Raw genomic sequence first — 13,842 nt, 5'->3', positions numbered from 1 at the left:
GCTGCATAGGGAGCTCGCATGAACGCCTCACTGCCCCACTCCACCCCGGTAAAAGCCAGCCGGGTTAAATTGGCTAACCGGGTCTATATCAGCCAGCCAGGTGGCAATCAGGCGGTGACCCAGGTTGCGCTGGTGCTGTTGGAGAACTTCTCATTAATGGCGTTTTCGGCGGCGGTAGATGCGCTGGTGACGGCCAATCTGGTCAATGGCGCACCGCTCTATCGCGTGGTGACCTATAGCCTGGAGCCCAAGTTGGTGCGCTCGGATGTCGGCATTGAGCTAGCGGCGGATCACCCCCTGGCGGAGCTGGGCATTGCTGATACCCATGTATTGCTGGTGTGCGGCGGTTACCGTACCAGTCTGCAATTGGATCGTTTGTTGCGCAAAAAACTACAGCAGGCAGCTCAGCTCAAGTTGCAGCTCGGCGGGCTCTGGAATGGCAGTTACTATCTGGCTCAAGCGGGGGTGTTGGAGGGGCGTAAGGTGACCCTGCATCCGGATAACCGGGAAAGCTACCGTGAGCGTTTTCCGGATTCCGCTCTGGTACGGGCTCCTTATGTACTTGATGCCGGTGTGATGAGCTGTGCAGGTTCCAACAGCGCCTTGCCGATGATGTTGCACTTTATTCGTGCCCAGCAGGGAGAAGATTGTGTGCAGGCGATTGAAGAGGTGCTGGATCGTGACCGCCTGGAGCCTGAGCAGGATATTTACATTGCCTCGGTGCTGAATCGTCCTGGTTTACCCACCAAGCTGAAGAATGTGTTGGAAATCATGGAGAACAATATTGAGGACCCCGTCAGCCTGGATGAGCTGGTGGAGTATGTGGGCATGTCACGACGCTATCTGGAACGCCTCTTTGTGAAGCATTTGAACACCTCTCCTAGGCGCTTTTATCTGGAACTCCGCCTAACTAAAGCACGGCAACTGATCATGCAGTCGGATGAGCCCATGGCTGCTATTGCGGTGGCCTGTGGCTTCAGTTGTATGTCGCATTTTCGCCATGCCTATAAAACCTACTTTGGCTTACCCCCTGGACGAGCACGACGTGACCGCAGTCGTTTGTATGGATAGTTTTTACCATTTGGTTGACAAATGACTCCTGTTTACTAATTTTGACTGGCTATCTCTAACAACAATAGAAGAGGACAAGACGATGGCCTTGAGTCTACGTAAAAGTGCGTTGGCACTGGCGTTAGTAGTAGGCGTAAGCACTCCAGTCTGGGCTGAAACGGCACAAGCACCGGAATACACCACCAAAGATCTTAATGAGCAACTGGTGATGGCTACTCTGTGGATGCAGGCTTCCGCTGAGTTCCGGGCGCTGTCTTACCAAGCCTTTAACATTGCTAAGATGCAGTTAGATGCCAAACTGGCCGCTCAGCAAGGGGAGAAAAAGCTGGCGGTGATTGTCGATGCGGACGAAACCGTGATTGATAACAGCGCCTATGAGGCCTATCTGGTGGGCAATAACTTTGGTTATTCCAGCGAAACCTGGGATAAGTGGATGGCTGCGGCTGAAGCCACAGCCATGCCGGGGGCAACGGAGTTCCTCAATTACGCAAAAGACAAGGGTGTGGAGGTGTTCTATATCACCAACCGCAAAGAAGTCGGTCGGGAAGGCACCCTGAAAAATCTACAGGCATTAGGCTTCCCCTATGCTGATGAGCAGCATCTGTTATTGCGCACTGACAGCAGTGATAAAGAACCCCGGCGTCAGCAGGTTGCTAAGGATTTTGACATCGCTCTGTTAATGGGTGACAACCTCAATGACTTCCATAGCGATTTTTATAAAAAGAATATGGAAGAGCGCTTTGCCGCCACCGATGCCCATAAAGCTCATTGGGGTAACCTCTTTATCGTATTGCCTAACCCCACTTACGGCGATTGGGAAGGTGAAATTTACCAGGGTAACTGGGGGGCATCAGCTGCAGAAAAAGATCAGATGCGTAAGGCGCATCTAAAGCGTTGGCAGCCGGCCAACTAAGCAGTACGCCGATGGCAGAGCAGCAAGGGCAGTTTATACTGCCCTTTTGTTTGATTAGGAAAAGGTAGCCATGATGCATCCGCGTAAAGAGAAAGGCAGTGCCTGGGTTGCTCAGGCAGGACAGCTGGCACTGGACTATTTTCAACGGCGTCAGTCGTTGCAGGTGGACGTAAAGGGACTGCAGGACTTTGTCAGTGAGGCAGATCGTCAGGTAGAACAATTCTTGCGCCAGTGCATTCAGGCGGCTTTTCCCGAAGATGGCATCCTGGGGGAAGAGCAGGGCTGGCAGCCGGGCGAGAGCCAGGGCTATTGGGTGATTGACCCCATTGATGGTACGACTAACTTTTTACGTGGTTTACCGGACTGGTGTGTGGTGCTGGCTTATGTGGAGCAGGATCAGGTGCAACAGGGGTGGATTTTTGCCCCCGTGCATCAACAGCACTTTTATGCCCAGCGTGGGCATGGCGCCTGGCTCAATCAGCAACCTTTACAGATGGCGGCGGAGATAGTGCCGGGACAAGGGCTGATTTACATGGGCTTTGGCGCTAAGACAGGCTTATCTCATTATCTGCAGCGGATTGAATATTTGTATCAGCAGCAGGTGGATCAGCGCCGCTTAGGTTCAGCAGCACTATGTCTGGCGCGTACTGCGGCGGGTATCGTCGATGGTTTTTATGAGGCTCGTACCCAGCCTTGGGATGTATTAGCCGGCTTATTGTTGGTGGAAGAAGCGGGAGGATGGCATGGGGGTCTGGGGCAGGCGGTCAGTCGAGAGCCAGGCCCAGTGTTGGCGGGAAAGACCTCACTGCAACCGTTATTGCAGCAGTTGGCGCGGCTGGAGGGGCAACCTCCAGCGTAGGGGCCTGTTCGTTAAGCTGGGATAGCTTTAGTGCTCAACTTGCGCTGTGTCTGTCGGCTTAATCGCCAGTAATGAGCACTCCAGCTGATTGATCATGGCTTCTGCAGTGTTGCCAATCAATAAACCGGGGATACCTGTACGGCCAACGGTTCCCATTAAGACCAAGCCGGCATTGAGTTGTTTCGCCAGTACTGGGATAACTTGGGCAGGAGCTCCCTTGAGTAAGTGCAACTGCGGGGAGAGAAACTCAGTAGCCTTCGGGTCCTGGCTGTTAATAAAAGCTTGCAGAGTCTCTTCCAACCACTGCTGGTGCTCTTGCTGCTTGGTTTGTAGGTAGCTCTCCAGCTCCTGTGCATTGAGATCAAGGCGACCGGATTTGAGCATACTTTCACCCGGCGCTTTCCAGGCATAGGCAATGTGTAAATCGGCACCTTCTGACAAGGCCAAAGAGTAAGCAAGTTCAAGTACTTGCAAGCTTAGCATGCGCTGATGGGGGGCGGGGTCAGCATCAATGGCGGCTACCAGTACCCGCTTGGCCAGATTATCGGGCTGCTTGCTAAGCCAGACTGGACATGGGCAACGGCGCAGTAGGCTTTGATCTTGAGAGCCAAAAATATGAGAGCGCAGACCGTTCTCTGCTTTGGCTTGCTTAAGCACCAATTGATACTGGTGCTGGCCCACCAGCTCAACGACTGCCTTATAGAGGCTCTGCTGTGACCAGTGGAAGTGAATAGGGGTGCGCCCCTTGTGCCCTAACAGCTTGGCTTGTAGTTGCTGTTCGGCCTGTTGACGTAACTGTTCAGCAAGCTTTTCCCGGCCGGTGATGCGTTCCAGATCGCTGAGCTCTTCGGCATGACTGGGAACCAAGAGAATACCAAGTTCAGCCTGATGGTGGTCGGCTAGACTGAGTGCCTGTTCGAGCAGTGGATGTTCATCCTGTTCTGGGTCGGTGACCCAAAGAATTTTGCTGAGCAGCTGCATGAATGCCCCCTAGCATGGTGCAGATTAAGTTGTCATCCAGTATGGCAGCTTTGTTTTGCCTTTGCCGGTTAGCGCCCTTGTCAGTCTGTTTCATGCTTGCTACCGGCTAAAAAACAAGAACCCCGGACAAAGCCGGGGTTCCGTTATAACAAGCAGATTACTTTAGTGTTTACCCATACGGCGAATGGCCTGAGGGGTAAAGTCGTCATGCTTGAAGGTCATGCCAAACTGGAAGCCTTGACCCTCTTCGTTGGTCAGGCTGCCGACCAGATAGCGGCCTGACTGGAGGTCATACAGGGTTTCAGCGGTGAACCAGGGCACATCGACATCGCGATACTGGAACTGATGGCCTTCCGCGACACGCCAGAGTTGGTCGCGACCATCGTAGTGATCCACCAGGCTGACCTGCCAGGTATCCTCATCGATGAAGAACACTCGCTTAGCGTAAATATGACGCTCACCGGGCTTCAGCGTGGCCTCAACGACCCACACCCGATGACGCTCATAGCGGAGCAGATCAGGATTCAGGTGACCGGCCTGGACGATGTCGGTGTACTTCAGATTACGATCCGCCAGCTTATAAGCATTGTAGGGGATGTACATCTCCTGCTTACCGATCAGTTTCCAGTCATAACGGTCGGGCGCACCATTATAAAGGTCGAGGTTATCCGAGGTACGCTGACCGTCAGTAGCAGTTCCAGGCGCATCATAAGCCACCTGAGGAGCACGGCGTACGCGGCGTTGACCTGCGTTGTAAACCCATGCCTGACGAGGTTGGGTAACCTGGTTCAGAGTCTCATGCACTAGCAGGATGTTGCCGGTCAGTCGGGCAGGGGCCAATACTTCCTGGGTGAAGTAGGAGAGGATGTTGTTGTCCGAATCCTGTACACCTTCAGCCAGGTATTTGGGCCAGGACATCCGCTCCAACATCTTCACTGGAGTGAACTCACCATTGGTATGCACCGCTGACTGCATTACTGTCCGCTCCAGGCTGCCGCCACGATAACGGGTAATGTGGTTCCAGATGACTTCCAGACCATTCTGTGGAATGGGGAAGGGCACGGCCTCATCAAAGTTGCTGATGCCGTTACCGCCATCAACCAGTTCGGTGCTGGTAGCGTTTTTCTTGGCTGCTGCGTAGATTTTTTCAGGCAAGGCAGCGCTACGGCGGCTGGGGTAGATATTCATCTTGAAAGTGTCAGGGTACTTCTCCAGCATCGCTAATTGGCCGGGAGACAACTTGTCTTTGTGCTCGGCAGCATTGGCAGCGGTGATGGTGAAGAGCACCTGATCAGCGGCATAGGGGTTGGTGTAACGATCACTACTAGTTGGCAGGCCACCATCCCAGGCGGGAATAGTTCCATCGGCATTACCGGCTTTTTCTGCGCCAATCGGGGTCAGGCTGGTGCCAAGCTTGGCCGCCTCTTCCGGAGAGACGGCTGCCTGAGCTGCGCCAATGGCTAGTGCCAGGGCGGAGGCAATAAAGAATTGCTTGTTCTTATGTTTAAACATGGTTGGTCCTCTTTCCTGTCACCCGATTAGAACGTCATCCCGAAGCTGGCGGAAACGAAATCCCGATCCTTCAGAGTGTTGTACTTACCGTCAAAGAAGTGGTTCCAGGACAGGTTGGCATTGTATTTATTCAGATAGTCAGCACCGATTGACAGTCCCAGGGACTTGCTGCCTTCGTTAAAGACACCACCGGGTTGGGGTGAGACACCCTCTACGTCATGCTTAAAGCTGATGGTTGGAGTCAGGTTGATACCCGCCACCGCGTCAGGATAGGACAGGGAGGCACGCACGGCATAACCCCAAGAGTTTTGGGTAACGAAGCCGTCGTTGTCGCCAGGGGTATAACCGAAGGCACTGCTACGACCATATTTGATGGCGTTGGGGCTTTCATCTAACCCATGAACATGGATCATGCCCACCTCACCGGCAACAGCCAGTTGGCTGGCGCCCAGTACACGGTCAAAGGTTTTCACTGCAGTGACCTGTGCCTGAGTGACGTCAAACTGATCATAGCCTTTGATAATGCCGCCATAGGGGGTGCTTTGTACCCGTTGATCAAGGGCTGCATGGCCGGAGTTACCCAGCGTTGCGATGGCGGTTAGCAGGGCGGTACCGTTGACCTGCATGGGGACATCACGCTTGTGGCTGATTTCCCCAGACAATGCAACTTCACCCACGGTGGTGTTGAAGCTTAGACCCAGAGTCTGGATATCTTCGGTGTACTCGGTGAAGTAAGTGCTTTTGGACGCCTGATCCAAAGTGTGCAGGCCGTATAACGAGCGAGCAGTGGAGTTGCCTCCCGCCAGGGCCGCTTGGAAATTGCTTAAACCACCAAAACCACCAAACGAAGTGGGCAGGTTGATAATGGTGTTAAGAGGAGTGGAGAACGCGGTTGTGGCAGGGTTGCTAGTGGTTTTTACAGCGCTAACGACCGGTACGCGGCTATGCAGATTGGTATAGAACAGACCAAATTCGGTGCCGTTCAGCTCTTCAGCAAAGTAACGCAAACCTAGACCATACTGGCCATGATCATCGGCTTCGCGTACGCCATTACTGTCCCGTTTTACCACGAAATTGCTCTTAAAGTAGGCTTCATCCCCTTGACCGAGAGTGCCGTAAGCAGGATTCAGGATCGGGTTGCCAGAGATCACGGTGCTGCCGTTATAGACGCGGATACCATTGCAGCCTTCGGCGCCATAGTCGTTGTCAGAGAAGTAGGTACCACAGCCATCGACGACGGTGGGGGAGAATTCCAGCTGATAGAAAGCTTCAGCACTCAGATTAGAGGTCAGGCCCAGGTTACCGTAGAGCATATTGACGGGTAGCAGGCCCTCTTTAACCTCGGCACCAGGACGACGGAAAGTATTGGCGTCAACCGGGTTAACTGTGTTGATACCGCCTTGCAGGAAGGTTCCTTCACCCCAACTGACAACTTGACGGCCTAAACGCGCATCAAGGGGGCGTCCTCCGAGGTCAAAGTTGCCATACACGAAGGCGTCCAGGAACTCGAAGCCGGAGAATTTGGAAAAGTCATCAAACTTGGCATCGTCGAGCGACTTGTCTTTGGCATAACCATTGCCGGTATGGCCATGGGAGCGTGGGCCATCTTTCAGTTCAAAGTCGTACCAGTATTTAGCACGTACAAAGCCACCGATATTGTTATAGCGCAGATCCAGGTCATGCACGCCTTTGATGATTTTGGAGAAGGTCTCACCTTTATGGAAGTTAAGGTTGCCATCATCATCGTTACCCGCACCTGGGCCGGTACCGCCATTGGCTTTGGAAATTAAGTAAGGATCGGCGTTTTCGGTTCGCCAGCTGGCGCCAACGGAAATATTGGAGTTAAAGGTGCCTTGCACTTCGCCTAAGTTAAACTCAATAGCTTGAGTTTGTCCGGCGGTGAGTACGGCCGTTATGCCTGCTACAGCGAGCGCGAGTGGACGGGGAGAAAAGCTGGGCGTGCCAGCACTGAGCCTTGTTATTTTTGTTGCCATGGGTGCACCTACGTGGTCCTAGGATAAGGAATAGCCATTGTCTGTTAGTGCAACAGAGTGTTGCTAACCTGCTGGTTCAAGTCTTGATGAAGCACCGGAGGGTCGCAATGACATTTTTTTTCAAAATCACTGACAAAAAGAGCCGCTTCCCTGTGCTGCGTAAGCTTTACCTTATTGGTTTAGAATCCAGCCAGCGCTCTGTCAAAGTCTCTTGCCAGAAAGGGGGAGGTTGAGGCAGCCTTATCAGACTTTTGGCTAACAAACCTGCTCGAACGGGATGATCAGGCAGCGAGGGATAGACTGCATGCGAGACAATCTGAATAGCATTGATAAAACCATTACTGTGCCGATCGGTTATGTGCGTTATCTGTTGGGCCTCGTGGCTAAGCAGGGCTATGACGTACCTTCATTGTTGCGCTCGGTGGGGGTGGAACTGGAGGAGTTGGAACAGGGCAATGAGTTTTCCGCGCGTAAGTTCGGAACGCTTTATCAGCGCATCATGTGGGTCATGCAGGATGAGTCTTTCGGTATGCTCAGTGGTGGGAAGGTGCCTAATGGCACATTCCGGATGATGTGCTATGCCATTATCCATTCGCCTAATCTGGAAAAGGCGCTGCGTCGTTGCAGTGATTTTTACGAGATTGTGCGGGGGTCGCGAATTAAGCCTGTGCTAGTGCGTAAAGGGCGTTACGCCAAGCTTAGCTTTGCACCTTTAGATTCGCAGCCACAGGATACGCTGGAACAGTTGGTGGCCGAGGAGTCACCGATTAGCACCCGGACTACATTATCGGTTTGGCATCACTTTATCAGTTGGTTGATTGGTCGGCGGCTGGAATTGAAAGCAGTGTATTTCAGCTTTCCGGAGTCGGATGATACGGAACACTATCGTCGTTTGTTCCATTCCGAGGTGAAGTTTAATCAGCATGATAATGTGCTGGTGTTTCCTTCCCAGTACCTCGATTTGCCTTTGGTGCAGACGGAAGAGTCCTTGCGTGGTTTCTTAAAGGCGGCACCCTATCAATTGATTGTGATGGTGGATGAAGGCGGTAGCCTGAAGGCTCAGATTACGGCCATGTTGGGTAAGGATTTCAGCCGCGAAATGCCCAGCGCGGAGGAAGTCGCATCACAACTGAATATGTCGATTTCGACCCTGCGCCGACGTCTGTTGGATGAGGGCACTTCTTATCAAAAAATCAAAGATGAGTGTCGTAAAGAAGCGGCGCTCAATTACATGAACTCCCCTCATCTGAGCATTAATGATGTGGCCTCCTTAATGGGGTTTGATGAACCGAGTGCCTTTTTCCGCTCCTTCAAAAAATGGACGGGGCTCACGCCGGGAGAGTATCGGCAAAAGGTGCGCTGGCAAGAGTATGAGCATCATCTCGATAAAACCCGCGGCGCTGAAACGGTCTCCTGATTTCCCAGATAGGCCGGGTTATTCCCCTCTCCTGGCTTAAATTGTCAGTAAAAACGGCAGGAATTGTTATTGAGCGCCTGCCGCTCTCGCCGCATCCTCAATAGCCTGATCAAAAGCCCCGCCAAGCCGGCATTCGTCGGTATCAGAGGGCCATTACGGGTGGAAGAGCGATGCTGGAATACCGTTATCCTGAGCAAGAAATGAAGTTTGTGCTGGAGCATTTGGTGGGCCTTGAGCGGCTTTGCCAGTTGCCTGGGCAAGAAGAAATGTCGCCTGAATTGGTGGAGGCGGTGCTGGCGGAAGCCGGACGTCTGGGGGGAGATGTGCTGGCACCCCTTAATCGAATAGGTGATCAGCAGGGTTCCAGCTTGTCAGCGGATAATCAAGTTACCACCGCACCCGGCTTTGCCGAAGCATATCGGGCTTTTGTCGAAGGAGGATGGGTAGGCTTAGCCGCTGACCCTCGCTACGGCGGACAAGGGCTGGCGAATGTACTGGGTACTGCCGTGATGGAAATTTGGCAAAGTGCTAACCTCGCCTTCTCACTCAATCCGCTGTTGACGCAAGGGGCGATTGAGGCCCTCAGCCACCATGCTAGTGAAGCACTCAAGCAAACCTACCTGACCAAGCTGATTAGTGGTGAGTGGACCGGCACCATGAACCTGACTGAGCCCGATGCCGGCTCAGACCTGGCGGCCATTAAGGCGAAGGCGGTGCCCCAGGGGGATCACTACCTGATTAGTGGACAGAAAATCTTCATTACCTGGGGCGAACATGATTGCGCCGAGAATATCGTTCATCTGGTGTTGGCTCGCTTGCCTGATGCCCCGGCTGGGGTGAAGGGTATTTCGCTATTCGTGGTGCCGAAATACCTGGTTAATCAAGATGGCAGTCTAGGGGCGCGTAATGACCTGAAAGCGGTGGCGCTTGAGCACAAATTGGGGATTCATGGTAGTCCGACCTGTGTCATGAGTTATGGCGATGAGCAGGGAGCGGTTGGTTATTTGGTAGGGCAGGCGCATCAAGGCTTAGCCTGCATGTTTACCATGATGAATCATGCCCGCCAAGGGGTTGGGTTGCAGGGGTTGGGGGTCGCGGAGCGAGCTTACCAGCAGGCGCTGGCCTATGCCCGCGAACGGATGCAGGGTTATGGCCCGGATCGTAAAACCCGTGTGCCTATCATTAAACATGCTGATGTCAGACGCATGCTGCTGACCATGAAGTCCAGCATTGAGGCAATGCGTGCTTTGGCTTATGTGGCCTCGGCGGAAGTGGATTGGGTGAAAGCTGCCGCGGATGCTGAGCAGGCACGCAAACATCAGGTGCGGGTCGAGTTGTATACCCCCATCGTTAAAGCTTGGTTAACTGAGCTGGCACAGGAGGTGACCTACCTGGGAGTGCAAATTCACGGCGGTATGGGCTTTATTGAGGAAACGGGTGCGGCCCAGCACTATCGTGATGCGCGCATTCTGACCATTTATGAGGGAACCACGGCGATCCAGGCCCTGGACTTTGTTGGGCGCAAGTTGCAAGCCGACGGTGGCCAAGCGTTAATGGCGTTGTATCAGCAGATGGAGGAGGATGCCAGTGCATGGCAGGCGCTGCCCCAGGCTGATGTGATGGCCTTTAATCAGGCGCTGGCACAGGCTAAGGCACTATCACAACAGTTGTTACAACAGGGCTCAAGTCGCCCACAGTTGGCGGCCGTGGTTAGTACACCGTTATTAATGCTTCATGGTTATCTCTGTGGTGGTTGGCTGATGCTTAAGGGCGCTGCGGCGCTGTTGGCTGAGCCCAGTCATCCCCTTTATGCCAGCAAACAGGCATCTGCCCATTTTTATTGCCAGCATTTGCTACCCCGTGTGCAGGCGTTGGCCGCGGCGGTGAATGCCGGTGAAGAGGTGGTCATGGATTTGGATGATCAGTTGTTTTAAACCTGCTCGCCCTCTTACGGGGGCTAGCTACACCAAACGCCTGCAGAATCACATTGCAGCCTGGCTGGGTGTAGAAGAATGGCGAGTAGTGGATCCGTGCTAAGCGCATAGACGCAGTGATCGTATTGGATAGATGGGTAATAGATAGGGCGTACAGATAGAGCGTACAGATAGAAGGTTGCTTTCGTTGTGCAGTGAGGGCGTTAGCCCATAGCTGTCATCCCCCGTTGGGCCGGCCCTAGTGCCGGCCATTCTTTTGATCACTGCAGTTACAGGTCAATGTGCGGTAGGTGGTTGCCCTTAGGGGCATGATAGTCACACTCTACGCGGTTACGGCCATTGCGTTTGGCGTTATAAAGCGCGGCATCGGCCCGCTCCAAAGCTGTAACTAACTCTTCCTGGGCAGTATGCCACTGGCTTAAGCCAATGCTAACGGTGACTTGCAGCTGATGCTCATCGGTCTGGGTGACATGACGACCAACCGCCTGGCGCAGTCGACCTGCCACCATTAAGGCTTTTTTCAGATCGGTGTGGGGCAGTAGCATGACAAATTCTTCTCCGCCCCAGCGGCCAACGATATCGGTGTCCCGCATGGTGTCACGGCAGATGTCAGCAAAGTGTTGCAGTACGATGTCTCCCACCCCATGGCCATAGGTGTCGTTAACCTTTTTAAAGTGGTCAAGGTCGGCAATCATAATGCAGATAGGCTGCCCATGACGTTTGCCCCAGGCCTGTTCACGTTTGGCAAAATCTTCCAGGGCGCGTCGGTTATGCAGGCCGGTTAAGGGATCGCGATGTGCCAATTCCTGCAATTGTTGTTGGAGCTGGATGCGCTCATTGATGTTTTCCACCATCGCCACGAAGGACAGTTCTGAATCCCCGATTTCAATGGGGCTAATACTGACTTGTGCCCAGATAATTTGCCCCTGGGAATGCTGGAAGCGTTGCTGGTGGCTGAGTTTGGGGGTGATCCGTTCTTGTAGGGCGTTAAAGGTGCGCAGGGTCGCCTCTTGCTCATCTGGATGTACTAAGTCAGTCCATAGCCAACCATGCAGTGCACGGGGGTGATAGCCAAGCATTTGGCTGAATGCTGGGTTAGCTTCCAGAATATTGCCCTGTTCATCCAGCTGCAGGATACCGAGGCTGGCATCTTCAATAATGGTGCGATAGCGTGCTTCGCTACGTGAGAGCGCTTCCCGGGCTTCCAGCGTTTGGGTGATATCGTGCACGATCAAATACAGTAGCGGCTCCCCCGCTCGTACCAGTTGTCCAGAGTGAATCTCCACCAGACGCACTGAGCCATTCCATAAGCGTTGATAACATTGGCTAGGGTTTTGTCCCTGTAACAACGCTAAGGGATCGCTATGGGGATCTCCATTGAGATCAAACAGCGACAGGCACTCCAACTCACCGGATGGAAAACCGTAGAAAGCATCGGCGGCACGGTTGGCTAAACGAATACGGCCATCCTGGGGGCGAACCAAGAGCTGAATGGAGCGATTGCGCTCAAACAATTCCAAAAAGTAGCGATCGTTATTGCGCAGTTGGCGTTGCAAAATCCAGCCAAGCAACACCACCGCTAGGGTTAAAATCGCCGCTAATAATAGGGCTTTGTTAATTGGCGCACTGGTGGGTGGCGTGCTCTGCCAAAAGAGTAAGCCTGCCTCACCTAAGGCCAGGGCATTGTCAGGTAATTCGATGGTGGCAGTGGCAGCCTGGAAGCGCAGAGAATTAAAAGCATAGTTTTGTGCCAGTTCATTTAACTGTGCAGGTCCCAGCACTTGCCAAAACACCAGGGTATAGACGCGCTTGCAGTCGAGCTGTTGGGCAGTGGGTGAAATCACCGCGGCACTGGCTAACAGGGCATATTCACCATCAATGAGCCAGTTGATGCGTGCATGTTGCCAATCGGGTGGATTTTCATCAGGGTGGGGACAGCTAAAGCGCTGTTGCCGTAGCCATTGCTGAATGCGCTGGATAGGCTGACTGGCTAGCTCAGGGCTCAGCAGACGACTAAATAGTGGTTCGGCATCTGGGTTAAAAACAGCTACCCCTTCGGCATTGAGGAGGTGCAAGGTATTGGCAGAGAGAGTGTCACTTAGCCAAGCTGTATTAATGCCATTATTCACCGCTGCATAGGTTTCATCCCACCAGCTGTGATCCAGGGTGTTTTTACGCAGCAGTCTGGCTTCGTTATCAAGCGCTGTCTGCAGGCGTACCCGCTCATAGGCTAGGTGTTCATTCTCTAGTAGGCTGCGGGTAGTAAAGAGTGCCAGAATCAGCAGCACCATAAAGCATACGGCCAGAGCCAGACCAAACAGAGAGACTTGACGCGAAGACAGCATAGGCGCAGGCATACTCAGAGAAAGTCAGCGCTGAGTCTAACAGCTTTTACCTGCCAAGCCAGCCACTGGGCGCTGCCCGGGGCGTTAGTTGTTCTGGTGTTTGGGTTGGGCATCCGTGACCCCTTGTAAGCGTGGGCGATTTGGTTCGACGGCGGCTAAAGGGGCGACTTCCTGCAGGGTGTGCATGGAGCGGCGGGCAAGGGCTTGGTATTCCTGGGTGCCGAGTTGTTTCCAATGCAGTTCTTCATCGCTGACTTGGCGTAAGACCTTGGCAGGGCTGCCTACTAGCATTTGCCTGGGAGCGCCCTGGAAACCGGCTTTGACAAACGCGCACGCACCTACGATGCTTTCTGCTCCAATTACGGCGCCATCCATAATCACGGCGTTCATACCCACTAAGGCATCGCGACCAATCGTACAGCCATGCAGCACGGCACCATGACCGATGTGTCCATGGGGTTCGATGCGAGTATCGGTACCGGGAAATCCGTGGAGGACACAGGTATCCTGAACATTGGCGCCTTCCTCCAGGATTAGGCGGCCAAAGTCTCCGCGTAGCGCAGCTAAGGGGCCTACGTAGCAGCCTGGGCCAATGATGACATCGCCAATTAAGACCGCGGTGGGGTGAATATAGGCGCTAGGGTGCACCACGGGGATGAGCCCCTCAAAGGCATAGATTGGCACAGGCACCTCCTGGGCGATCTGATGAACTGCGTCAGCATAGTGTTGATTTGAGTCTATGACTCTGTTCAACAGTTTAGTCATGATTTGGGCAGGTAACAGGGAAATGGGAAAAGAGCAGACCGATGTCAGCAG

The 13,842-nt window shown here is 53.4% G+C and carries 10 protein-coding genes; 5 read left to right on the top strand and 5 right to left on the bottom strand.

The genetic code is table 11. The annotated features are described in order from the left end of the window. Positions 1-18: 18 nt before the first annotated feature. The 3 genes from Q334_RS0106205 to Q334_RS0106195 all read left to right on the top strand — a co-directional run bounded on the left by Q334_RS0106205 (position 19) and on the right by Q334_RS0106195 (position 2,843). Positions 19-1,071, top strand: coding sequence for a GlxA family transcriptional regulator (locus Q334_RS0106205; protein WP_035460883.1), 1,053 nt, complete (start codon positions 19-21; stop codon positions 1,069-1,071). A gap of 82 nt (positions 1,072-1,153) precedes the next feature. Next, entirely contained in the window at positions 1,154-1,984 is an 831-nt protein-coding gene (locus Q334_RS0106200) for a 5'-nucleotidase, lipoprotein e(P4) family (protein WP_027312448.1), read from the top strand. A gap of 70 nt (positions 1,985-2,054) precedes the next feature. Then, a complete protein-coding gene (locus Q334_RS0106195) occupies positions 2,055-2,843 on the top strand; it encodes an inositol monophosphatase family protein (RefSeq protein ID WP_027312447.1) in 789 nt (262 codons plus the stop codon). Positions 2,844-2,870: 27 nt separating this feature from the next. Here the strand turns inward: Q334_RS0106195 and Q334_RS18235 are convergent, their stop codons facing one another. From Q334_RS18235 to Q334_RS0106180, 3 genes are all read right to left on the bottom strand, one after another. Further along, entirely contained in the window at positions 2,871-3,824 is a 954-nt protein-coding gene (locus Q334_RS18235) for a universal stress protein (protein ID WP_027312446.1), read from the bottom strand. Positions 3,825-3,986: 162 nt separating this feature from the next. After that, complete coding sequence (locus tag Q334_RS0106185; protein WP_035460882.1) at positions 3,987-5,336, bottom strand: DUF1329 domain-containing protein; 1,350 nt, start codon at positions 5,334-5,336, stop codon at positions 3,987-3,989. Between the two features lie 26 nt (positions 5,337-5,362). Next, the gene (locus Q334_RS0106180) at positions 5,363-7,330 is read right to left on the bottom strand and encodes a DUF1302 domain-containing protein (protein WP_027312444.1); all 1,968 of its coding nucleotides are present in this window, start codon (positions 7,328-7,330) and stop codon (positions 5,363-5,365) included. Between the two features lie 304 nt (positions 7,331-7,634). On the opposite strand from Q334_RS0106180, the gene Q334_RS0106170 reads away from it, so the two are divergent. After that, entirely contained in the window at positions 7,635-8,747 is a 1,113-nt protein-coding gene (locus Q334_RS0106170) for an AraC family transcriptional regulator (protein WP_081414358.1), read from the top strand. A gap of 170 nt (positions 8,748-8,917) precedes the next feature. Continuing rightward, positions 8,918-10,681, top strand: a complete 1,764-nt coding sequence (locus tag Q334_RS0106165) for an acyl-CoA dehydrogenase (RefSeq protein ID WP_027312441.1) — start codon at positions 8,918-8,920, stop codon at positions 10,679-10,681. A 269-nt stretch (positions 10,682-10,950) separates the two neighbouring features. Here Q334_RS0106165 and Q334_RS0106160 read toward each other — a convergent pair whose 3' ends face one another. Continuing rightward, on the bottom strand, positions 10,951-13,026 hold the full coding sequence (locus tag Q334_RS0106160; protein WP_162157419.1) for a diguanylate cyclase: 2,076 nt from the start codon (positions 13,024-13,026) through the stop codon (positions 10,951-10,953). Positions 13,027-13,110: 84 nt separating this feature from the next. After that, positions 13,111-13,710 carry a carnitine operon protein CaiE gene (gene caiE / locus Q334_RS0106155; RefSeq protein ID WP_027312439.1) on the bottom strand — a complete coding sequence of 200 codons (600 nt, stop codon included), beginning with the start codon at positions 13,708-13,710 and terminating at the stop codon, positions 13,111-13,113. Between the last annotated feature and the right edge of the window lie 132 nt (positions 13,711-13,842).

The sequence above is a fragment of the Balneatrix alpica DSM 16621 genome (assembly GCF_000619885.1).
GTDB classification, from domain to species: Bacteria; Pseudomonadota; Gammaproteobacteria; order Pseudomonadales; family Balneatricaceae; genus Balneatrix; species Balneatrix alpica.
The sequence above is the reverse complement of the archived record's forward strand: the minus strand, read 5'-3'. Positions and strand labels throughout refer to the sequence as shown.